Genomic DNA, 21,691 nt, shown 5'->3' with positions numbered 1-21,691 from the left:
GGAAAACGGTTTATACCCGTAAGCTATGAAATTGGCATCTGCACAATCCGATCACATAACCTGTCCAGCAACTCCCAATCATGGCTGATGATCAACAGTCCCAGGTTACGCTGACGCGCGATATTCATCACGGTATGCCAGATCTGTGCCTGTGTGATCGCATCCAGCATGGTGGTCATCTCATCAGCGATCACGTAACGAGTTGCTGTGCCGAGTGCACGTGCAACGCAGAATCGTTGCAATTCTCCGCCTGACAACTCACCGGGCCTTCGATCCAGCCAATTCATCTGGATACCCAAGTCATCGAGCAGCTCCTGATCCTCGATCATAGCTTCCTTCAAGACACGGCGCATGCGCAAGCGTGGATTCACCGCTTTCTCCGGATGCTGGAATACAAGCTGTACCGGACATGCTCCGGTTAGCGGAAGCGACTTCCCATCCAGCAGCACTTGACCTGCCATCGGTTCCATATAACCTGCAAGGATTCGTCCAAGACTTGTTTTGCCACAGCCACTGGGACCCCACAAACCAACGGCCTCTCCCTGCTGTACTTTCATACTTATATCCTGAAATACCCAAGCGTCTTTACCATAACGATACCCTGTCTTTCTAGCTTCAAGTGGCATGAACACACCTCACTTCCCCACCACGAACTTTGCGCAGCTCAGGACGTTCGTTCGTGCAAGCCATGGTCGCTCCAATGCAGCGTGGTGCAAATGAGCATCCTTCTACCTGCTGCCGACCTGCTGCAGGCTGGGTACCAGACAGAGGTTGAAATTCATTTTGCGGCAACGCATTCCAGAGCGCCTTCGTGTATGGATGTCTTAATCTTTCGCCCTTTCCCGTAAAGTCACAAACCTGTGCCGTCTCCACATTGGAGCCTGCGTAAAATACGGATATGCGGTCTGCTGCCGTCAAAGCAGTCGTAATATCATGGGTAATCCAAAGGATGCCGACGCCTTCATTGGCCAGTTGACGAAAATGCTTCATCGTTTCAGCCAGCACTTCGGGATGGATGCCAGGTGTTGGCTCATCTGCAATAATGAGTTTTGGAGCACCGGAGGTGGCCGTTGCCATCAACACCCGCCGAGCCATACCACCTGACAGCTCAAACGGATATTTGCCCGACGTGCCCTGAGGCAATCCATAACGTCCCGTCAGTTCCTGCTCTGCCTTTTGCATCGTGGATCGGAGCGTCGATCGGTGCTTACGCCCTGTCTTTTGGCTTACAGGTTGAACCTGCTTGCCCACCTTCAACAACGGATCCAAATAACTGACCGATTGCGGAATGTACACCAGTTCATCTCCACGCAGTTGAAGCTGCCGGTCCATGGTCAGGGGTTCGCCTGCATAGCTAATCCGACCTTCTATCGTCGCATTGGCAGGAAGAATGCCCATGATCGCCTGCGCCAGCACACTTTTGCCAGATCCACTTGCCCCTACAACGGCGACAATCTCCCCTTCATTGACAGACAGATTCAGATCCTGAATAACATGGTTCTCCTCGTGCCCAAACCATCCCCGAGCACGCCGGAACGAAACCGATACTTCCTCCACTTCAAGAAGCGCCATGTCTACACCACCTCCCTTGAACTGCCGGTTCCCGTTAATGTCTTCAGACTACCGCCCAACACATCAAACGCACGAACAACCAACAACAATGCGAGACCGGGAAAAAAGGCCAACCACCACATCCCTGCGGACAAATATCTCATCGACTCTGATAAAATAATACCGATCGCTGGCTGCTGCGGTGACAGCCCCAGCCCCAGAAACGTAATCGCTGCCTCATGCAGAATGGCATGAGGGAAGATCAGCAGCACTCCCACGAATAGCTGCGGGATCAGATGAGGCAGCATGTGTTGCACCGCAATACGAATTCGCGAATGACCCAATCTTCGTGAGATGTGAATATACTCTGCTGATCTCAGCTGAATCATCTCTGCCCTTACAATCCGGGCCAGATTCGGCCAATGAGTCAGGGCAATGGCTAACGTCACCCCAGGCAACCCTCCACCGAACACAAATGCTAGCATTACCAGCGACACCAAGTGGGGAACACTCAGAAAGAGGTCTATGATCCATGAAATGACCCGGTCCACAGCTTTCCCTGAAGCAGCAGCAAGACCCAGCAATAGCGCGATAAGTCCGCCGCCACAAGCCGCGAGTAACCCCACCTGAATGCTCGTTGCCAATCCTTTCAATGTGCGCAAGAACATATCTCGTCCCAGCCAATCCGTACCGAAAGGATGCGCCCAAGCCGGAGCCAGATTCCGATCCATCAAGGAGGTCAGCGTCGATTCAGCGGGCAGCAGTCTGCCTGTCAGCCACACGGTTGCAATCCATGTCACACCCAGGCCACCCCAGATTATCGCCCATTTGCGCGGATTACGGAAACGAGAATTACTGCCACCTGAATAACCTTTCCCACCATGAGTACGTGGATGTACTGACCTCCAATTTCTCTTGTTCCCCGCCTCACTTTCGGGAGAGTTAACTTTCGGATGCTGTGCAGTCTGAGCCGCAGGCCGGGAGGGACGTTCCAATGTCTGTTTCATCCTATAGCCTCCTCCTTCATGCGCGGATCAATAATACGGTATAGAATGTCGGCAATCATATTGCCTGTAAACACAAAGATCGCACTGCACAACACAAGTCCAAGCAGCAGCGGCACATCACCGCGCAATCCAGCCTGGACTGTTGCTTGCCCCAATCCGGGATAGGAAAACACTTGCTCCGCGAGCACAGCTCCACCGAACAATTCACTAAATGAAGCAAATTGCAGCGTCAAAGCTGGCAGTACCACATGCCTGAACCCATGACGACGAAACAGTTGAACACCTCGCTCACCTCGTGCCCTCGCAAAAAGAATATAATCCGAGTCCAGCACATCCACGAGCTTCTGCCGGGTATGTAAGGCAATAGCGGCTACGCCCGTCAGACTCAACGTCAGCGCAGGCAGAATCATGTGCATGGCCCGATCTCCCCATGTCACTTGATCTGCTGCCATGCCCGCAGGTACACCAAGTCCGATTGGCAGCCAGCCAAGCCATACACCGAATACCATGAGCAGTAACAGCGCGATCCAGAATACCGGTGTGGAAGCCAGTGTGTAACAGTACCAACAGATCAGACGATCCAGCCGCGAATCCCGCCTCATGGCAGCAGCGACACCCAGACCGAATCCAATCAGACCGGATAACACCCATGCCACCGCCATAAGAGCGACAGAATTCATGAATCGTTCATGTATGATGTCCGCAACCGGCTGTCTATAGATCATCGATGTTCCCAGATCACCCTGAACTAGTGCCTGTCCCCAAGTAAACAGCCGTTCTACGGGTGAATCATTGAGTCCCCAACGTTCCTCAATAAGACTGCGTTGTTCTGCGCTCACCCTGATCATATCTCCACCAATGTAAGCCTCCACCGGGTCCACTGGAGAGAACTGCATTAATATAAACGACACCACGCTGACTCCTGCCAGCAAAGATAACAGCCGCAACATTTTAAATCCGACGAATCTGGCCCATCCCATCCTGTCCTCCATCCAATCTCTCCCCAATTCAGGCTGAAGCTACCGCAGCGTTTCTATTTCAATTCTTCCTCCCAGGACCATTCTTCCAGGTTGGATGTCACCGGCCACCCATGACCATGTGGATGGATCTGCTGTTCACCGATATTTAAACCATTCTTCACCAGATACAGATGGTCAATGTTCACCAGCCATGCCCATGGCGCATCGCCTTGGTAACTAAATCCTGTCGATCCATCCCACTCCGCTTTCTGCCAGAAGGGCAGTGCTTCTTCTTCCGTTGTCGCTTGGAGAGCTTGTTGCATCCAGTTGTCCACAGTTGGGTTACTGTACAATCCAGTGTTGTAGTAACCTTCCCCTTTATGGGTACTACTGTAGAGGTTGTATGTCTCAAGCGGATCATGACTTCCCCACCCAAATAATACGGCATTAGTATAGGCCAGCTTTTTCGTCTCTTCCCTGCTCTTTCCCTCTACATTGACCTTGATCCCTGCCTGGGCCACCATATCCGCAGCAGCCAGCGCTAAAGATTGTCTCGTTAGATCCCCTGCAAAATAAATCAGATTGAACTCGGCCTTTGTGCCGTTCTTTTCTACAATTCCATCACCATCTGTATCCACCCAGCCGCCATCAGCCAGAATCTGCTTCGCTTCATCGAGATTCCCATCTGCAAAAACAGAATCCGGATTGCTCCACGGCAGGTCGTCGCTGACCGAGTAGGCTGGACGACCTTGCCCCTCCAGTACCCCCTCCACCAATGCAGTGCGATCAATCGCGACATTTACCGCTTTACGAATGGAGATATCGGAAGTAACATCATTGCCTGCCGGCAGGCCGTCACCAGACTTAGCTCCTGCGGGTTGCATCGGGAACATGATGCCCCGGTTATCGACTGTTTTCACTGATTCCAGCTTCATGCCGCTTACCTGCTGCTTGCTGAATGCCGCCGGGATAGCCGCAATATCGACTGTTCCGGCTTGCGCCGCTGCAAAGGCTGCATCCTCATCCAGATAGAGGAACGTCAGTTTATGGAATGTGGACTTTTTCCCGTAATATTGTTCGTTAGCCTCGACGATCGCCTGCTGACCCTTATCCCACTGCACCAGCTTGTATGGACCAGACCCAACCGGATGCTCGGCATAATCAGGACCATAGGCGTGCTCAGGCACAATACCGAGTGTAGTCAGAAGACTGATAAACGTGGACTGCGGCGACTTTAATGTAAAGACGACAGTTGTCGCATCCAGTGCTTCCACATTAGCCATATTGGTCAGATCGATGACCGAACCACTCTTGGCAGCCGTTTCAAATGTAAACCTGACATCTTCGGCCGTCAGTGGCTCACCATCGGAGAACTTTACATCATCCCGCAGTGTGACGGTCCAAGTCAGCCCATCTTCACTGACGGAATGATCTGTCGCCAGATCATTGACCAGTTGGAGTTTGGCATCCCTTTTCAGCAAAGTGCTCTGAAAGAGCGGCGAACCGTACTGTCCCCAACCCGTAGTGGGATCAAATCCACCTTCCGGTTCCGTGCCAACGGCCAGCACCAATTCTTCTTTGGGAAGAGAAGTCGCCGCCTGATGGACGCTCTCTGTTGAGGATGTCCCCTGTGTACATCCCGACAGCCCAACTGTGCATATCAGTAAAATGCCTACTCCCGCTCTAACTGATCGTTTCCCCCATGAAAATCCGCGCATTTACGTTGTTCCCCCTTTAATTTTTACGATTCAACCCATTCCGTGTTACTTTTTTTGAAAATTGTAGCACAAAAGAGTTTTTTTGTGTCAACAAACTTAACTTCAGAATCCATTTATTTTCATTTACAGGGAATTTAAATAAGAATAATAGAGGTGTCGATAGACGATATACTGTTTGAAGTTAGGTATTGTAACAGGATAAAAAACAACAGATTATCGGTATTGGACCAATAATCTGCTGTTCTAAATACGTGCTATGGACAAAGTCGGCTAAAGCCAATGAATCGGTTATTGAAATTTTGAAAGTTAATCCGTTGAGGAATCAGGATGATGGTGATGACTTTGTTGATTTTGGCTGTGATCATGATTGTGAGGACTGTGGTGGCTTGCCATTTTGTTGAGTTCATCCACATACGTTACGGACAGCTCTGCATACAGTACTCCTTTTTGAACCTGGATCTGCTGATGCAGATGACGCAATCGTCCTAGGTTGCCCCTTACCGCAATGACCTCCAGACACTGATTATGGTTCAGGTGCACATGCATATTGGAGATGATGTCATGGTGTGCCTCGTGCTGCAGCTCCATTAACCGAATAGGAAGATCACTGATATGGTGGTCATACACCATCACAATAGTTCCAGCTACATCCTGCTCGGAATGCAATGCAGAGGGCTCCAGCAATGTTTTACGGACCAAATCACGAAAAGCTTCCGAACGGTTCTTGTATCCCTGCTCTTCAATATAGCTGTCAAACTGTTCGATCAGAGGCGTGGGAAATGCCACACCGAACCGGGTCAAATCTTCTTTGTCTGCCATCATATCCTCCTGCCGCCTCGTTTGCTTCGAGTGTACCACAGTCCTGTCTTCTCATCGAATATACTGTTGTTACTCGGTAGTCGCAAAAAGGATAATGTAGCTCGCTTTTATTTAGGTCTCTTGGTCAGTTCCTGTCTGACTTTGGCGTAGGTAGCACTTACCTTCTGTTCCAGTGTATAGATATGTTGTTTGGAGCCTGCCCATTTCTCTGTCGCTGCAGCCAATGAGTTCAACGAACTTAACACACGTGATGACTGGCCTTGCTTCATACTCTGCTTGAACTGCTGTAACGCGTTTGAATATCGCTCTTTCGATAGGCTCGCCTGTTTTTTGCCCGTTTGAATCTGCTTCTTCACCGGATCCGCTCCAGCCAGTAAAGTACGCAATCGTTTCACTTCTGTGCTTTTCCGTTTGCGAGCTTCGGCAAGCTCCTTTTTCTTGAAACGAATGTCTTCTCGGGCAAGCTGAACAACTGGTTTCAACGTATCCGCTTGGGTGCGAATAGCCGCACTCCATTCTTTGTTTTTGATCGCTTTGGCGGCGTCGAGCTGCCTATTCACTGAACTGTACAAAGCAAACAAAGACTCATACCGGGCCTCGGTTTGTTTTACCTTTTCGGTTAAACCAGCGATCTTTGCATCATCGATTTGCCTTATACTTACACGTAATTGTTCCAGCTCCTTGGTATTTTCGGCATGAATGGTCTTTGTCTTTCGTTCCCAAGTCTGTTCCTGAGTCGTCCAGTTGCCAACGTTCTCGTACGCTCGTTGCAGGGACAACTTGGTCTGCGAATCGGCCTTGTTCAGCACGGTCTCCCACGCCTTCTGGGCTGTTACGCCAAGCTCAGGGCCCGCCGCTTCAGCAGCGGAGGAATAATACATCACACTCATAATGAATATGATGATGAGTCCCAGACTCATACGGGTCCATACATTAGCGAGAAGGTTAGGGCGTGGCCCGTATCGGTTACTCATGTTGCTCATGAAACTGCGATTCTTCATGCTCCTTATAGAGGATTGATTCATGATTTGTTGCTTGCCTTCATTTCCTTCATTTAAGCGGCTTTGCCTGGCTTGCACTGAACATGAACAAAGATTTGTCTCATGATTCGCCTGACGATTCTCATGATGATATCCTTTGTCATCTCGAACTCCAGTTTGCATTCTCTTCTGCTCCCCTCAATGTGAATTGATAGTTAGAACCTGCTGGACGTGTCTGCGCGGTGATCCGATTACGATCCCTGAATGAATGAATCTTGGCTAAAACAAAAAAAGCACCCGCAAGTCAGGCGTATTGCCTGCTCTTACGGGTGCTTCCCTCATAAGCCGTTCCATATGGGATTCGCCGAAATGGTCATCATCTCGAATCGAACCACTACCTTTTTCTAATATATTCCATGTGTTGTATCTGGTCAAGTCAGATAGAGAAATCAGCATATTTACCGGGAGAACCCTTCCCGCTTGCAGATTATCTTACTGTCCGGCCAGGATGGCTTTCATTTCTTCCGTTAAGTCTTCTTCTTTCAACATCATGTAGATGTTCTCACCACGGGTAATATTCAACTTGATCTGATAAACTGTAGCTCTCTCTGTATGAAAACCGGATCGTTGACGTTTAAGCAGATCGCTGATAATTTGTTTGTTTTTGGTTGCGACCTGTTTATTGCCACTTAGATTAGCATCGATGTATTCTGATTCAGCATACACGGCCTTAGCATTGCCTATACTGTTGATCTCCTGCTTGGAGAACTGTGCTGATGCAATTTCATCTGCTGAAACTTCGAGCTGATCATATAGCTTATTTTGTTTCAACCAAGCTATCACCCGACTATAACTGGATTTAATATCAAAATTCCACATCGTTCTCGAGTAATAAGGATCAGAAGAAGATTCCTGGTTTAATTCTGCACTAGCCCATGACTCCCATGGGGAGCTTTGCTCCTCATAGTTCTGATCCAAAATATCCTGCTTCAGCAGTTCCTTGAATTCACGGATTTGTTCTGGATTACTGATGTATACTTTGCGTGATGAACTAATATTTGACCGAATTCCGATACTGAGCACATCTTCATCCAGCTTAAACGTGTTATTTGAAACAGCCTTGTATCCCTGAGTCTGTTTCAAAGCTTTCAATTCCTGAAGGAATTCTGATTCGGGAATGTTATATCTGCGTTTCATCACCTTGTCATTATTCAACTTGTAATTGATAAACACAAACTCGTCAGAGTTGGGATTAATAGTGTCATTCAACAAAGGCAGATTGGAATCCACTATCTTTTGATGGAGAGCAAGGATGGCTGTCATATAATCTGGATCATTTAAGTAAAGTTGACCATCATCTACTTTCACATTGACGCCGTCTTTGTAAATGTAATTGTTGCTGCCAAGCTTGATACTCTTTATTTCATTCACATTAGGTACTCTTGTCGCATAGCCGTTCCAATCCGCAACAGGTATATACAAAATCAATCCTGCCATGATACTGTACAAAGCAAATTTTGGTAATAATTTATTGGTCCAAATTAGCCATGTTTTACGAATGATCATCTCAGCCCCAACATAACCGACAATTCCGCCGAGGACATATCCAATGATTCCCCACCCCGATGATCCTCTAGGAGCAATAACGGTGAAGTATGCTCCACCAATTAAAACTAACGTAAACATCAACCCAAAGCGGAATATGGGTTTCACAAGGGTAAACGTAATTGCTTGTGAAGCGGACTCCACCTGTCTCTTCGCATAGAATACGTAAGACAACGGGATGAACAATAGTGCCAATATTGAATAGATAATGAGTTCCCAACGGATCACAGGAGTTCCACTAATCGAGCCCATTCGAAGAACTAGAGATATTTTTTCTGCATCGAATCTCACATCATCATATGGATACCCGAGCAAATAATGCTGGAGATGCAGGGACATAATGAACCACACGACAACAGGCAACAAGAGGATCGCATAAACGGTAAGTCCTTGTAATACGGACTGTCCAATGCACATACCTACCACCACGGTCAGCATGAACATAAACAGTGAGTAAATGCTCATACTGAGGCCCCACATCCAGATTGAACTACCTCCGAATATAAATGCGGGTTGATCCAAAACGGCCCAAACCCAGCCTGTAATAGCAGTCGTTATCCAGATCGGAAGCAGGATCATAATAAATCCTGTCAACAAATTAACGGTTAACAGATGCTTGCGGCGCAGCGGTAAACTGTGGAACAGATCCGAAGGTGCACCAGATTGCACATACCGGAACAGAAAAATGCCCGCCGCTACTGGCAAGGTAATGGCAAACAGGATTTGTACTTCTCCATTCGCCTGGAACAAACTCGTAATCTGCTGTGGTACTTCCCGGTACTCTGTACCAATGTAGAGAGGTAAAGAAAACAGAAGCGTAATCAGGTACAAGATGCCGATCCATCCATGCTGCCTGAAATTTTGGAACAGGATGCCCCGGTTACAGAACAATCGGTTGAATATCATATCCTGCATCCTCCATTTCATAGATAAATATTTCTTCCAGCGTCAGCGGCAGCACATCCAGCAGATAGGGATTAAATGCACGGAACCGTTCCGTCACAGCCTCGCGATTGCCTTTCACAATAAACAGGGATACACTTCCACGCTGCTCTTCATGCAAAATATTCACCTGTTCGTCCATAGCCTTGGCATGATCAGAATGGCGGAAAGCGACCTGAATTTTATGTGTATCAGCCTTCAGATCATCCAGATCTTTCTCTACGATAATCCGCCCTTTGTGCATGATGGCAACATGGTCGCATAGGTCTTCAATCTCGCGCAAATTGTGAGACGAGATCAGAATCGTCACCTGACGCTCCGCTGCTTCCTGGAACAGCAGGTTCTTGATCTGCTGCCGCATGACCGGATCAAGCCCATCAATTGGCTCATCCATGAGCAGTACTTCAGGCATGCAGCTAAGTCCAAGCCATACGGCTGCCTGACGGCGCATGCCTTTGGACATGCGATGCAGTTTACGTTTCACATCCAGTTTAAATACACTGCCGAGCTGTACAAAACGCTCCTCATTCCAGCGCGGATATACCGAACGGTAGAAGGCAGCCATCTGATGGATGGAGGATTGCGGGAAAAAGTATGGCGCATCCGCCATAAAAATGGTGCGTCCCTTGAGGTCCATATTTTCATATACTTCTTGTCCCTCAATGCGAACCGTTCCGCTATCCTGACGATAGATGCCTGCCAGTATTTTGAGCAGCGACGTTTTGCCTGCCCCGTTGGAACCGAGTAAACCGTAGATCGATCCCTTATGTACTTGCATCGTGACGCCATCAACGGCTTTTTCCTGTTCAAATGCCTTAATGACCTGATTCAGCTCAATCATGAGGCTCCCCCTTCTCTATACGGGCCATCGCTTCCTCAAATAAAAGCGTCATATCGGCTTTGCTTAGACCGGAATATGAAGCTTCCGCAATCAGCTTCACCAGAGCGGCTCTGATTTCATCTCTCATGGCTGCATTCGGATGTTCCACGGACGATGATACGAAGCTCCCTTTTCCCTGCAATGAATAGATATAACCTTCACGTTCAAGTTCCCGGTACGCCTTCTGAATCGTATTCGGATTAACCGTAAGCTGCCCGGACAGTGTGCGAACGGAAGGCAGCTGCTCATCGGGTTGGAGAACACCGTACACGATCATTTCTTTGATTTTGTCTACTAGTTGCTCATAGATCGCCTTACGGCTGCGTACATCCAATTCGAACATCCCGCACCTCCTCTCTATAAAAGTTGTAATACCCTATTGATGAACGATGACTGTATATTGAAGTGTATATATCCAATCCTAAGGTGTATTAACTGTATTACTATTATTAGTACAGTTAATACAGATTGTCAACCATTTACTTTGACTTCTCGTATGATTCGCGTTAGGTTTATATATATGATCAAAGTGACATATAGCCAGGTGAAAATAGATTATTCTGTTATATGAAACGCGTAATTTCAGGGTTCAGACTGGTTCGGGCGGATTGCTGCTGTTCGTTAAATCACTTATTCGGCTAAATACGTTCAAAGCTTGTTCTGATCTTTCCCCTTCCGTTATGATGGAGAAGAACGTTGTGCTCGTTCGCTGGTTCACGTGCTCGCTTCGCTCGTTGTCAGTACAGTTGTCACTCCGTCTGACCTATGCGTACATATTTTATAGATGGCTTTATAAAAACCTCATGAGGGAGAATTCGGGATGAATGAACAGAAAAAGAATGATTCTATAGATTGTAATCGGCCAGAAACTGCAAGCTTGTCAAGTAGCTTTGAAACAAACGCGACATCCACAGCTTCGACACAGCGTGTATTAATCGTAACCGCCGTTGATGCGGAAAAAGAGGCTGTACTACGCGGCCTGGGTGACCAAGCTGCGTACTTTGATGTGATTGCTGTTGGTGTTGGCCCTGCCTCGGCGGCAGCAGGAACTGCTGCCGCGCTGGCCTTTGCCTCAGCAGCGGCTGGCGCAAATGCGCTTGCGCAAGGCTCCGCCGCGCCAAGCGAACCCGATGCGGCACAAGCATCTGCCGCATCCTCAAGGCCGGGGCCCCTTGCCGGGACCGGACTGACTCCAGCGTACACGCTGGTGGTCAGTGCCGGCATCGGCGGCGGGTTCCCCGGCCGAGCGGACGTCGGCTCCCTCGTGGTAGCCGACGCCATGGTTGCCGCCGATCTGGGCTCGCAGACGCCAGACGGCTTCCTCAGCGTGGACGAGCTCGGTTTCGGCTCGTCCCGTGTGGCGGCGGACGCGGTGCTTGCCGCGCGCCTGCGCCATGAGCTGCAGCGGGCAGGGCTCGCTGTCAGCGGAGGCACGGCGGTCACCGTATCCACGGCGACCGGAACTGCCGAGACGGCCGCGGAGCTGCTGCGCCGCGTGCCGGATGCCGCCGCCGAAGGCATGGAAGGCTTCGGCGTAGCAACTGCAGCCCAGCAGTTCGGCATACCAGCACTCGAACTGCGGGCTATATCCAACGCGGTCGGTCCACGCGACCGCGACGCCTGGCGCATCAAGGATGCTCTGGATGCGCTCCAGGCTGCAAGTTCCATTTTACGGGAGGTACTTACATCATGAAAATTGCATTTTCCCCTTGTCCTAACGATACATTTATCTTTCACGCCTGGGTGCATGGACTGATTCCTGGTGCACCTGAGCTTGATGTCCGTTATGCGGACATCGATATTACCAACGGCCTTGCGGCAAATCCGGATGGACCAGATACACCTGAAGTTATGAAAATATCCTATGCAGCACTGCCTTATGTGCTGAATGATTATGCGCTCTTGCCTGCGGGCGGCGCACTTGGCAGAGGATGTGGTCCGCTGGTTCTGACCGCTAACGGTACAACCGATCCAGCCTATCTCTCAGGACGCCGAGTTGCCGTGCCGAGCGAACGTTCAACAGCCTACCTGTTATTCCGTCTCTGGGCAGCACAAAATGTTCCCGGCGGTGTAGGCGAGATTGTCGTTATGCCATTCGACCAGATTATGCCTGCTGTACGGGACGGCAAGATCGATGCAGGTTTGGTTATCCATGAAGCACGTTTCACGTACCAGAATTATGATCTCAAACTTATGACAGATCTCGGTAACTGGTGGGAAAGCGACACTGGCCTGCCAATCCCGCTGGGTGCAATCATCGCCCGTCGTAACCTGGATGCTCATGCTCTTGCAGGTTGGGCACGTGCCTCGGTGGAATACGCTTGGGCGCATCCAGATGAGTCCAAAGCATACGTTATGGAACATGCACAAGAGATGGACCCTGATGTAACTGCGCAGCATATCGGCCTGTACGTTAATGAGTTCAGCGCCAACCTGGGCGATGACGGTTACGGTGCAATTACAGCATTGCTTGGACGAGCGATGAAAGAAGGACTTGTTCCCGAGTTCGATCTGGATTTGTTGCGGATCTAATTCGCACGGCATCAATACAAAATAGGAGGCTGTGTCCAATTTCGTTTTCCTATTTTCTGTTGGGCACGATCTCAGTGCTATGCTATTGACCTGCGTGTCCAAGGCGCTAACGAATCGTTAACACCTTATTAAAAGTGAATCTAGTTCGTTAGATAATACAATGGGCTGTCCTATAAAGTCATATTCATGACAATAGGACAGCCCTTATTAATCTATTCCAACAACAAACCGAACCTATACAAAATGTTGATCCAAACTCAATTACTCCGCCACTACCGTGCGAATCATAACCCGCAGAGCATCCAGCATCGTAGGAATGGGCAGCGACGAAACGGAAGGCTGAAGCACAGCCATCTCCGTTGAAGCTGGAAAATGTACAAATCCGGCACGAATCGGAAGTTGTCTCAATCGGATATGATCCAGCACCCGGTACATCGTATTGTTGCAAATATACGTACCTGCCGTATTGGACACCGCAGCCGGGATGCCTGCTGCCCCCATGTTATTCACCATTGCACGAATCGGCAATGTGGAGAACAGGCCATCCGGGCTGCCTTCCACTATGAGCTCGTCCACGGGATTCTGCCCTTGGTTGTCCGCATAGGAGCCAGGAGGAATATCTTTGACATTAACAGCAATCCGTTCAGGTGTAATAGCTGTCCTGCCTTTGGCCAAACCACAGGCGATGACGACATCCGGTTGATAGGATTCCATCTCTGCGATTAGCAGATCCGCACATTCATCGAAGTGCACAGGCAGCAGCACTGTTTTCAGCTCCGCTCCCTCTATCACTTCATGCGCAAGTGCCTCCATCAGTTCTCCCGTCGGATTCACAGCATCCCCGCCAAAAGGTTCAAATCCGGAGATCAGAATTTTCACCATCGCTTTTCCACTCCTGTCTATTTACTCGGATTTGTACCGCAGGCCCCACTGCCCACGAATCGTGTCCATCAACTTCATGATTTCCAGGGATTCGTCCAGTTGGATCGTTCTGCTCTCCGTACGTCCTTCCAGGATGCAGCGACCTGCTTCCTCCGCTTCAAACGCATATCCAATACACGTCCGGTCATCGATAAATGTCTCCGGTTCGTCCTGACCGTTCACATGTAGATAAGCTTCTTTGCCTGCCAGGAAAAGTGGTAAACGAATGTACCCTTCTGTGCCATATATGACAGCCTCGTTACTCAAGTTAAGACGAATGGCTCCATTCAGCGATGCAGAACGACCTTCGGAATAAGACAACAGTACGGAGAACTGTTCATCCACACCCGTCTGTCCAATGTTCGCCGTACTCCACACATGCTGAGGCTGCTCGCCAAAAATCATGGACGCGAAGGAGATCGGATATACGCCTGCATCAAGCAAAGCACCTCCACCCAGATCCGGGTTAAGCAACCTGCCTTCCGGCTCCCAGCCTACGCGGAAACCAAAGTCTGCTTTGACCAAACGTACCTCGCCGATTCTGCCTTCCGCAATCCATGCTCTGGCTTGGGTAATCGGTGGCAGAAAGCGTGTCCACATGCCTTCCATGAGGAAAAGATTGCGCTCACGCGCCTTATCCACCAATTGCTCCAGCTGACGGGCATTCATCGTAAACGGTTTCTCACAGAGTACTGCTTTACCCGCTTCCAGACAAGCAAGCACATTTTCCTTATGTAACGGATGCGGTGTTGCCACATAAATAATGTCCACTTCAGGGTCCTGCAGCATCTCATCATATGAACTGTAAGCGCGTGCAAAACCATATTCAGCTGCAAACTTCTCTGCGCTTTCAGATGTTCGTGAACCCACCGCAGCTTTTACGGCGTTTCCGGCATGCTCCAGATCTCGTGCGAACTGGGATGCAATCCATCCCGTACCCATAATGCCCCAATTTACCTTGTCCCGTCCAACAACTTTCGTCATCATAAAACCTCCCCTGATATCAACATATTTTAAAAAGATCACGATCTCGATTAGGCCAACACGGAGTCTTCTTTATTTTACCAAAAAGAACCGCTTGCGTCAGACCCGTTTCATCTCTTACATTCCATGCTCTAAGTTCACTGATCTAATTGAGATTCACTCTCATTTCAATTTTTTCGTATTTTTGCTAAGATAATTGCAGATCACGGATGAAAGGACGACCCGACTTTGTCCACACTTTTAACCATTGATAAACTAGTAAAACGTATCGGTTTAACCGAGCAGCGTATTTTATTTGAACATGTGAACGCAGAAGTGGATCAGGGAGAACGTATTGCCATACTCGGTGCATCCGGCCAAGGGAAGAGCACATTGCTCCGCATTCTCGCCCTGCTGGATATTCCTGATGAAGGAGACCTGATCTGGAAAGGAATTTCTTATCGGGATTCGGACCCTCGTATCTGGCGCACACGCATGACTTATGTCGCACAGCAAGCTGTCATGCTGGCAGGCAGCGTGGAAGATAACCTGAAAACGGTGCATCTGCTTCACAGGCAGCCATACGATCAGGATCTCGCCCGCCGCCTGCTTGCAGGGATGGGACTGGAGAATCTTGATATTCATAAGCGGGCCATTGACCTCTCCGGTGGGGAGAAACAGCGCATAGCTCTTATTCGTTCCATGATGCTGCGTCCTGAGGTCCTGCTGCTGGATGAAGTGACTGCTTCCCTGGATCGGACCAACGCACGCCTGGTGGAAGAACAATTGACCCGCTGGAGTCAGCAGGAAGGTACTTCGCTCGTCTGGGTTACCCATGATCAGGAACAGGCACAATCATTCAGTACAACCACCTGGTTTATGGGCAATCAGACATTGTTGGAGCGCCAGCCGACAGCTCATTTTTTTGACAATCCGGCCACGGACCTGGCCAGACAATTCATTATGCACCCTGCCCCTGCGGCAGAATAAGGAGAAATCATGTCACTCATCGCTTTGAGTTTTACCATTATATTTGTGATGGTCACCATGCTCATCTCTGTCTGGCAGAAGCTTGATCTGGAAAAGGATATTGCTATAGGCACCGTTCGTTCCGCTGTACAGCTGTTGCTTGTCGGATATGTACTTCAATTTATTTTTAACTCGGATCACCCCGTTCTTATCATTGCCATTGTCGGATTCATGATTATCGTAGCCTCCATTAATGCAGGCAAACGTGGCAAAGGACTTCGCTGGATTTCCTTATATATTGCGGCTGCAATTACGGTCACGGAGCTGCTCATGATGGGGCTGTTGTTAGGTCTGGGTATTGTAGAGCCTACTCCGCAATACATTATTCCATTGAGCGGGATGACCATCGGTAATGCCATGGTGGTGTCCGGGCTGTTCCTGAATCAGATGAAGCGCGAGGTCGAATCCTCCAAAGGAGAGATTGAATCCCTGCTTGCACTGGGCGCAACGCCAAGACGTGCTTTTCAGGACGTATTGAAACGTTCTGTAAAATCCAGCATGATCCCCACGATCGATGGCATGAAAACGGTAGGACTCGTACAGCTGCCTGGCATGATGACAGGCATGATTATTGCGGGTGCTGATCCGGTTGAGGCGGTGCGTTACCAGATTCTGATCGTGTTTGCTTTTACCAGCTCAGCCGCCATTACCAGCATTCTGCTCAGCATGATGACGTACCGACAGTGGTTCACATCGGATATGCGGCTGCGCTCGCTATGATATATCAACCTCGCGAGGAAAGGAGGTCACACCATGTTAACCCATCCAAGCACCAATAATAACGGCAATACCTCCAACACGTTGACCCAACCGGATCACTCGAAACGCACTGATGAATCCATTACACCAACGGAAATGGATGCTTTTCTTAACGATGCGCTGCTCGAATTGCGTCTGGCAGAGCTGGTTACCGTGAATACGCATTGGCAATGGAGTCAGACTGAGCTCCCTCACCATACCTTTGTCTACATGCATAAATTCACGGGCAAGCTGGTAGCGAACGGTATCGAATCCCTTGTCACACGTAAGTCCGCCTTCTTGTCTACACCGGGAACTTCTCTGGAGCTTTTCTCTGATGCGGACCATGAGATTGAATTGTATATCATTCATTTCGATCTGTTTCGGGTTGCTGAGAAAACGAAAGAACGGCGAATATATGAGCGAGAGCTTGGTTCACCTGTAACTGGGTGGATTCAGGGCCCTTACTATGGGATACAGCGAATTGCCGCACAATTAACAACAGAAGCTTCACAGACCAGCTTGAAAGTGCAGCTGCTTTTGACCGATCTGCTTCATACGCTCTGGCCGCTGGAAGGTCAGGAGCATGCGGAAGCACAGGACGAGCCAGAACAGTGGCTCAGATCCACCTTGCAGTATATGCGGGAAAACTATATGAACGAAATCAAGCTGGAGAAGCTGGCCGAACTGGCAGGTATGCATCCGTCGTATTATTCACAGCTGTTTAAGAGTCGGATGCAGAAAAATCCTATCGAATATATCACTCATTTACGAATGAATCGGGCCAAGGAATTGCTCATGACTTCAGATCTGCGTATTCGTGATGTAGCCCGCCAGGTAGGCTATCGGGACGAATTCTATTTCAGCCGCCGCTTCAGGAACCATGCCGGTTATGCGCCAACTTCCTATGCCAAGCAGGTACATCGAAATATCGTCTCACTCTCCTATCCATACACCGATCACCTGATGACTCTTGGCATCACACCATGCGCAGCGCAGATCCAGGGCCATCTGCCCCATGTTCCCAAATCGTTGACGCTGCCGTTCCATGCCTATGAACCGTGGGAACAGGGACGACAGGCATTCCTTGATGTGAATCCCGACTTAATTCTGACCAAGGACAACGCAGCCGCTAAAGCGATGGAACATATCGGAGATGTCGCTCCAATCATCACCATCCCTTGGAATCAGACAGACATGTTTGGTCATTTGCAGAAAATCGCCTCTATCGTGGATCGTACTCAAGCGGCAAGGGAGTGGCTGGATCGGCATGAGCGTAAGGCGGAGCGGGCTCGCAAAAAGATCAGAGATACAGCAGGTCAGGTCACCGTCGCGATCTGTACCTTAACTGCAAAAGGACCGCGCATGTACAGTAATCGCAACTTCGGTCATGTATTTTACCGAAGCCTGCAACTGTCCGCTCCTGATCGAATTCAGAAAGAACTAACAGGCAAACCTGCCGGTGTGGGATTCAACTGGATGTCTTTCACGCCTGGAGAATGGGATGGATTGGAAGCGGATGTGCTTCTGATTGCGGTTACGTCCATGCACGAACGTACTACTCTGTTACAGCAGATTACGGCTGATCCGTTGTGGGAAAACTATCCTGCGGTAAAAGCTGGGCGTGTGCATGTCATAGACTGGAATTCATGGGTGGTATACGCTCCTTATTCCATCAACATCCAGCTCGATGAAGCGCTCTCTATGTTGACGAACAAACCAGCATTTCTGTAATCTAAAAAATGTCCATCTCTATAATCTTAATTTATGCCATGTACGGGCCTGAATTAAGATTTTATAATGTTCACTAATTGATAATGATAATCAATAACAACAGCAATGCGTTGTTGGTAACAAAGGAGTGACCCGCATTCAACATCCGGGACTGTCACAACGTCCGTCCAAATCAAGAAAATCCGCAGTGACGGTTGGCCTGATGTTTTTGGCGGCCATTGCCGCACTGCTGCTTAGTATGTTTGTCGCCATTTCTCTTGGTGCCAAGGGGCTGACACTGGAGACCGTGTGGACTGCCATATTTCAGTACAATCCGGCTTTGACGCCGCATCAGATTATTCACGAGCTAAGGCTGCCACGTGTCATTGCTGCTGCTGTGATTGGCGCAGCCTTTGCTGTAGCTGGAGCGCTCATGCAGGGAATCACACGTAATCCGCTGGCAGACACCGGCATTCTGGGGATCAATGCGGGTGCTACCTTTGTCGTGGCGCTCAGCTTCGCCTTCTGGCCAGGATTGCCTTATGGCTGGATTATGTTCCTGTCATTTGTAGGGGCTGTGCTTGGCACGCTGCTCATTTTCCTGCTGGGCATGGCGGCACCCGGAGGACTGACGTCCATCAGGCTTACCGTTGCGGGTGCCGTTATTGCAGCCATGCTGAGTTCGCTTAGCACCGGTGTCGCCATATATTTTGACTTGAGCCAGGATTTAGCCTTCTGGTATGCGGGTGGTTTCGGGGGAATTGAATGGCGGCATCTGAAGCTGATTCTGCCTGTTCTGCTGGTTACTCTCGTGCTCACTTTGCCTATGGCCCGTCGGATATCTCTCATGTCGCTAGGAGAAGAAGTTGCGATTAATCTCGGAATCAACCTCCGCTGGACCAGACTGTTTGCCTTGACGGCGGTTGTTGTACTGGCTGGCGTATCCGTTTCTGCTGTAGGCTCGATCGGCTTTGTTGGACTGGTCATACCACATATTTCTCGCAAATTGGTTGGCGTGGATTATCGACTCATCATTCCGATGTCCTCCCTGCTCGGAGCCGTCTTGCTGGTGCTCGCCGATCTAGGATCACGCATTGTGAACCCGCCTCAAGAACTGGCTGTAGGCATTATGGTTGCCTTTGTCGGTGTACCTTTCTTCCTCTATCTGGCCCGTAAAGAAAGGAGGGCCCTATAGCGATGAACACGAATACACCTTCACGAGGCAAACGTTCCATAGCGGTCAGCGTTGCGCTGCTCTGTATCGCCTGTGCCGTTATCGTTGTCAGCCTCAACTCGGGAACAATTCGCCTATCACCAATAGCCGTGCTTCACACCCTGATTGGCTATGGTACGCCGGATGATCAGATTGTATTGTTCGACTATCGACTGCCACGCATTCTGGTTACTGTACTCGCCGGAGCGGGACTCGGTGTTGCCGGTGCTGCGCTGCAAGGCATTACACGCAATCCATTAGCCGATCCGGGCATCCTCGGCTTGCATGCAGGAGCGGCTTTTGGATTGATGGTATTCGTAAGCTTCTCCCATTCCATGAATGGTTCGGTGGCCTTGCTGATTCCGCTGTTTGCTTTTGCAGGCAGTGTCGCCGCGGCGTTGATTATCATGCTGCTATCCTATGACCGACATAACGGAGTATCCCCCATTAAGCTTATTCTGGTGGGCATTGCCGTAGCAGCCGGTTTCCATGCCCTGACGCTCTATCTGTCCCTGCGTTTGGATGAAGACACCTATTCCTTCGCCGCCCGCTGGCTGGCAGGTAGCGTCTGGGGCAGAGACTGGGTTCATGTTCAGGCGCTGCTTCCATGGGTTGTGCTGTGCATCTCGTACATATGGAGCCGCTCCAAAACGCTGGATGCCTTCAATCTGGGAGATGCTGCCGCGACCAGTATTGGTACACCCGTCAGATCCCAACGTGTTATTTTGCTATTGTGCACGGTAGCATTGTCTGCCGTCAGTGTGTCTATGGCTGGCGGGATCGGATTCATTGGTCTGGCGGCGCCGCATCTGGCCCGCAGACTGGTTGGCCCGATGCATCGCCATCTGATCCCAGCCGCCGGACTCATCGGCATGGTGATCCTGGTTGCTGCCGATACGGTCGGGCGAACGATCTTTCAGCCTAATTCCATTCCGGCAGGTGTTGTGGTCGCTGCGATCGGCGCACCTTACTTTTTATATCTGCTGGTACGAACCAAGTAATAAATTTATCGGAACAATCCGAATAATTTCACCGGTACACCCAACATAAAAACAACATCCATGAGATGTTCAAGGAGATTGAGATTACCCATGTTAAAGAAAAACCTTATGCTCTTCATGAGCATCTGTCTCGTGCTTGTACTCGCAGCCTGCGGGAACGCCAATAATTCATCCTCTGCGTCGGAAGGTTCTACTACGGACACTTCGAACGCTACACAGGATACCAATTCCGCTTCCGGGGATCAACGCATCGCATCCATGTCGATCCATCTGACCAATGACCTGCTGTCTCTCGGCATTACACCGGTTGGTTCGGTGATCGGCGGGGAAGCCAAAGCCTTCCTGTCCCATGTTGCTGACCGTCTTCAAAATACAACGCCGCTCGGTCCCGTTAAGGACCCGGACATGGAAGCCTTGCTTGCCCTGAAACCAGATGTCATCTATCTGGACGAAGAATTCTCCGGTGATGATATTGCCAAATTCGAGAAAATCGCCCCTGTACACGTCTTCAATCTGGATGATGGCACTTGGCGCGACCATCTGAAAGACATTGGTAAACTGGTCAACCGCGAGAAAGAAGCAGAGCAATACATTCAGGATTATGCAACTGAAACGGAAGAAGTAAAATCCCTGATTCACGATACAATCGGTGACGGCACCGTAATGGCTATCCGTGTTACCGCCAAAGAACTGCGTGTATTCAGTACACGCCGTCCAATGGGCCCAATTTTGTATGAAGATCTGGGGTTAACTCCAGCTAAAGGCATTGAAGAATTCGATTCGTCCAAACCGTATCAAGTTGTTTCACGTGAAATACTGCCGGACTTTGATGCAGATGCGATCTTCGTTGTCGTGAACTCGGATGATGAAGCTCAGAACATGTTCAAAGAACTGCAAAATAATCCGATCTGGCAAGGACTAAAGGCTGTCAAAGCAGGTCATGTCTACCCAATCGGTGCTCAACCTTGGTTGGACTATTCTTCAATCGGCAATAAAATGGCCATGGATGAAGCCAAAGAAATGTTCTCTAAGAAATAAAATGATCCTTACGCACAACATTTAAAAAACACCAAAAAACCTCTCTTTGTAGATAGGAACAGAGTCAGCTAACATGCTCTCT

General features: G+C 49.5%; 20 protein-coding genes. 8 read left to right on the top strand and 12 right to left on the bottom strand.

The genetic code is table 11. The annotated features are described in order from the left end of the window. Positions 1 to 23 precede the first annotated feature (23 nt). From BLV50_RS12010 to BLV50_RS11965, 10 genes are all read right to left on the bottom strand, one after another. The gene (locus BLV50_RS12010) at positions 24 to 626 is read right to left on the bottom strand and encodes an ABC transporter ATP-binding protein (RefSeq protein ID WP_090807888.1); all 603 of its coding nucleotides are present in this window, start codon (positions 624 to 626) and stop codon (positions 24 to 26) included. Further along, positions 616 to 1,572: an oligopeptide/dipeptide ABC transporter ATP-binding protein gene (locus tag BLV50_RS12005; RefSeq protein ID WP_090807886.1), complete on the bottom strand. Its 957-nt coding sequence runs from the start codon at positions 1,570 to 1,572 to the stop codon at positions 616 to 618. The genes BLV50_RS12010 and BLV50_RS12005 overlap by 11 nt, the downstream gene beginning before the upstream one ends. A gap of 2 nt (positions 1,573 to 1,574) precedes the next feature. After that, positions 1,575 to 2,558, bottom strand: coding sequence for an ABC transporter permease (locus BLV50_RS12000; protein ID WP_256337942.1), 984 nt, complete (start codon positions 2,556 to 2,558; stop codon positions 1,575 to 1,577). Beyond that, entirely contained in the window at positions 2,555 to 3,550 is a 996-nt protein-coding gene (locus BLV50_RS11995) for an ABC transporter permease (protein ID WP_090807884.1), read from the bottom strand. Before BLV50_RS11995 ends, BLV50_RS12000 begins: the two co-directional genes overlap by 4 nt. Before the next feature lie 41 nt (positions 3,551 to 3,591). Continuing rightward, positions 3,592 to 5,235, bottom strand: a complete 1,644-nt coding sequence (locus tag BLV50_RS11990; protein ID WP_090807881.1) for an ABC transporter substrate-binding protein — start codon at positions 5,233 to 5,235, stop codon at positions 3,592 to 3,594. Between the two features lie 306 nt (positions 5,236 to 5,541). Next, positions 5,542 to 6,054 (bottom strand): nickel-responsive transcriptional regulator NikR, encoded by a 513-nt coding sequence (nikR, locus tag BLV50_RS11985; protein WP_090807879.1) that lies wholly within the window; start codon positions 6,052 to 6,054, stop codon positions 5,542 to 5,544. Positions 6,055 to 6,161: 107 nt separating this feature from the next. After that, positions 6,162 to 7,028: a hypothetical protein gene (locus BLV50_RS11980; protein WP_218135391.1), complete on the bottom strand. Its 867-nt coding sequence runs from the start codon at positions 7,026 to 7,028 to the stop codon at positions 6,162 to 6,164. A 498-nt stretch (positions 7,029 to 7,526) separates the two neighbouring features. Then, positions 7,527 to 9,545 carry a hypothetical protein gene (locus BLV50_RS11975; RefSeq protein ID WP_090807875.1) on the bottom strand — a complete coding sequence of 673 codons (2,019 nt, stop codon included), beginning with the start codon at positions 9,543 to 9,545 and terminating at the stop codon, positions 7,527 to 7,529. Beyond that, entirely contained in the window at positions 9,520 to 10,422 is a 903-nt protein-coding gene (locus tag BLV50_RS11970; protein ID WP_090807874.1) for an ABC transporter ATP-binding protein, read from the bottom strand. Before BLV50_RS11970 ends, BLV50_RS11975 begins: the two co-directional genes overlap by 26 nt. Then, a complete protein-coding gene (locus BLV50_RS11965) occupies positions 10,415 to 10,804 on the bottom strand; it encodes a GntR family transcriptional regulator (RefSeq protein WP_053783970.1) in 390 nt (129 codons plus the stop codon). The genes BLV50_RS11970 and BLV50_RS11965 overlap by 8 nt, the downstream gene beginning before the upstream one ends. Positions 10,805 to 11,281: 477 nt before the next feature. Here BLV50_RS11965 and BLV50_RS11960 point away from each other — a divergent pair, with 477 nt between their 5' ends. Next, a complete protein-coding gene (locus tag BLV50_RS11960; protein WP_177031175.1) occupies positions 11,282 to 12,154 on the top strand; it encodes a futalosine hydrolase in 873 nt (290 codons plus the stop codon). Continuing rightward, a complete protein-coding gene (locus BLV50_RS11955) occupies positions 12,151 to 12,993 on the top strand; it encodes a 1,4-dihydroxy-6-naphtoate synthase (protein WP_063568235.1) in 843 nt (280 codons plus the stop codon). The genes BLV50_RS11960 and BLV50_RS11955 overlap by 4 nt, the downstream gene beginning before the upstream one ends. A gap of 261 nt (positions 12,994 to 13,254) precedes the next feature. Here the strand turns inward: BLV50_RS11955 and BLV50_RS11950 are convergent, their stop codons facing one another. Together BLV50_RS11950 and BLV50_RS11945 are read right to left on the bottom strand one after the other, a co-directional pair. Continuing rightward, positions 13,255 to 13,875: a pyroglutamyl-peptidase I gene (locus tag BLV50_RS11950; protein WP_177031174.1), complete on the bottom strand. Its 621-nt coding sequence runs from the start codon at positions 13,873 to 13,875 to the stop codon at positions 13,255 to 13,257. Positions 13,876 to 13,896: 21 nt separating this feature from the next. Next, positions 13,897 to 14,898 carry a Gfo/Idh/MocA family protein gene (locus tag BLV50_RS11945; protein WP_090807872.1) on the bottom strand — a complete coding sequence of 334 codons (1,002 nt, stop codon included), beginning with the start codon at positions 14,896 to 14,898 and terminating at the stop codon, positions 13,897 to 13,899. Positions 14,899 to 15,126: 228 nt separating this feature from the next. On the opposite strand from BLV50_RS11945, the gene BLV50_RS11940 reads away from it, so the two are divergent. From BLV50_RS11940 to BLV50_RS11915, 6 genes are all read left to right on the top strand, one after another. After that, positions 15,127 to 15,867: an ABC transporter ATP-binding protein gene (locus BLV50_RS11940; RefSeq protein ID WP_079695103.1), complete on the top strand. Its 741-nt coding sequence runs from the start codon at positions 15,127 to 15,129 to the stop codon at positions 15,865 to 15,867. A gap of 9 nt (positions 15,868 to 15,876) precedes the next feature. Further along, positions 15,877 to 16,626 carry an ABC transporter permease gene (fetB, locus tag BLV50_RS11935; protein WP_064640349.1) on the top strand — a complete coding sequence of 250 codons (750 nt, stop codon included), beginning with the start codon at positions 15,877 to 15,879 and terminating at the stop codon, positions 16,624 to 16,626. Between the two features lie 33 nt (positions 16,627 to 16,659). Further along, on the top strand, positions 16,660 to 18,378 hold the full coding sequence (locus BLV50_RS11930; RefSeq protein ID WP_090807870.1) for a helix-turn-helix domain-containing protein: 1,719 nt from the start codon (positions 16,660 to 16,662) through the stop codon (positions 18,376 to 18,378). Positions 18,379 to 18,580: 202 nt separating this feature from the next. Continuing rightward, complete coding sequence (locus tag BLV50_RS11925; protein ID WP_064641087.1) at positions 18,581 to 19,552, top strand: FecCD family ABC transporter permease; 972 nt, start codon at positions 18,581 to 18,583, stop codon at positions 19,550 to 19,552. 2 nt (positions 19,553 to 19,554) lie between these two features. Then, positions 19,555 to 20,571, top strand: a complete 1,017-nt coding sequence (locus BLV50_RS11920) for a FecCD family ABC transporter permease (RefSeq protein WP_090807868.1) — start codon at positions 19,555 to 19,557, stop codon at positions 20,569 to 20,571. Positions 20,572 to 20,661: 90 nt separating this feature from the next. Further along, entirely contained in the window at positions 20,662 to 21,609 is a 948-nt protein-coding gene (locus BLV50_RS11915) for an iron-hydroxamate ABC transporter substrate-binding protein (RefSeq protein ID WP_063568242.1), read from the top strand. The last annotated feature ends 82 nt before the right edge of the window (positions 21,610 to 21,691 follow it).

The sequence above is a fragment of the Paenibacillus sp. 276b genome (genome assembly GCF_900107875.1).
Lineage (GTDB): Bacteria > Bacillota > Bacilli > Paenibacillales > Paenibacillaceae > Paenibacillus > Paenibacillus marchantiae.
This window is presented reverse-complemented; position numbering and strand designations above follow the sequence as displayed.

Bases quoted from the DNA above. Each gene is read 5' to 3' on its own strand.
- BLV50_RS12010 (WP_090807888.1), bottom strand. From the start codon at position 626: ATGCCACTTGAAGCTAGAAAGACAGGGTATCGTTATGGTAAAGACGCT.
- BLV50_RS12005 (WP_090807886.1), bottom strand. From the start codon at position 1,572: ATGGCGCTTCTTGAAGTGGAGGAAGTATCGGTTTCGTTCCGGCGTGCT.
- BLV50_RS12000 (WP_256337942.1), bottom strand. From the start codon at position 2,558: ATGAAACAGACATTGGAACGTCCCTCCCGGCCTGCGGCTCAGACTGCA.
- BLV50_RS11995 (WP_090807884.1), bottom strand. From the start codon at position 3,550: ATGGAGGACAGGATGGGATGGGCCAGATTCGTCGGATTTAAAATGTTG.
- BLV50_RS11990 (WP_090807881.1), bottom strand. From the start codon at position 5,235: ATGCGCGGATTTTCATGGGGGAAACGATCAGTTAGAGCGGGAGTAGGC.
- nikR (WP_090807879.1), bottom strand. From the start codon at position 6,054: ATGGCAGACAAAGAAGATTTGACCCGGTTCGGTGTGGCATTTCCCACG.
- BLV50_RS11980 (WP_218135391.1), bottom strand. From the start codon at position 7,028: ATGAGTAACCGATACGGGCCACGCCCTAACCTTCTCGCTAATGTATGG.
- BLV50_RS11975 (WP_090807875.1), bottom strand. From the start codon at position 9,545: ATGATATTCAACCGATTGTTCTGTAACCGGGGCATCCTGTTCCAAAAT.
- BLV50_RS11970 (WP_090807874.1), bottom strand. From the start codon at position 10,422: ATGATTGAGCTGAATCAGGTCATTAAGGCATTTGAACAGGAAAAAGCC.
- BLV50_RS11965 (WP_053783970.1), bottom strand. From the start codon at position 10,804: ATGTTCGAATTGGATGTACGCAGCCGTAAGGCGATCTATGAGCAACTA.
- BLV50_RS11960 (WP_177031175.1), top strand. From the start codon at position 11,282: ATGAATGAACAGAAAAAGAATGATTCTATAGATTGTAATCGGCCAGAA.
- BLV50_RS11955 (WP_063568235.1), top strand. From the start codon at position 12,151: ATGAAAATTGCATTTTCCCCTTGTCCTAACGATACATTTATCTTTCAC.
- BLV50_RS11950 (WP_177031174.1), bottom strand. From the start codon at position 13,875: ATGGTGAAAATTCTGATCTCCGGATTTGAACCTTTTGGCGGGGATGCT.
- BLV50_RS11945 (WP_090807872.1), bottom strand. From the start codon at position 14,898: ATGACGAAAGTTGTTGGACGGGACAAGGTAAATTGGGGCATTATGGGT.
- fetB (WP_064640349.1), top strand. From the start codon at position 15,877: ATGTCACTCATCGCTTTGAGTTTTACCATTATATTTGTGATGGTCACC.
- BLV50_RS11930 (WP_090807870.1), top strand. From the start codon at position 16,660: ATGTTAACCCATCCAAGCACCAATAATAACGGCAATACCTCCAACACG.
- BLV50_RS11925 (WP_064641087.1), top strand. From the start codon at position 18,581: ATGTTTTTGGCGGCCATTGCCGCACTGCTGCTTAGTATGTTTGTCGCC.
- BLV50_RS11920 (WP_090807868.1), top strand. From the start codon at position 19,555: ATGAACACGAATACACCTTCACGAGGCAAACGTTCCATAGCGGTCAGC.
- BLV50_RS11915 (WP_063568242.1), top strand. From the start codon at position 20,662: ATGTTAAAGAAAAACCTTATGCTCTTCATGAGCATCTGTCTCGTGCTT.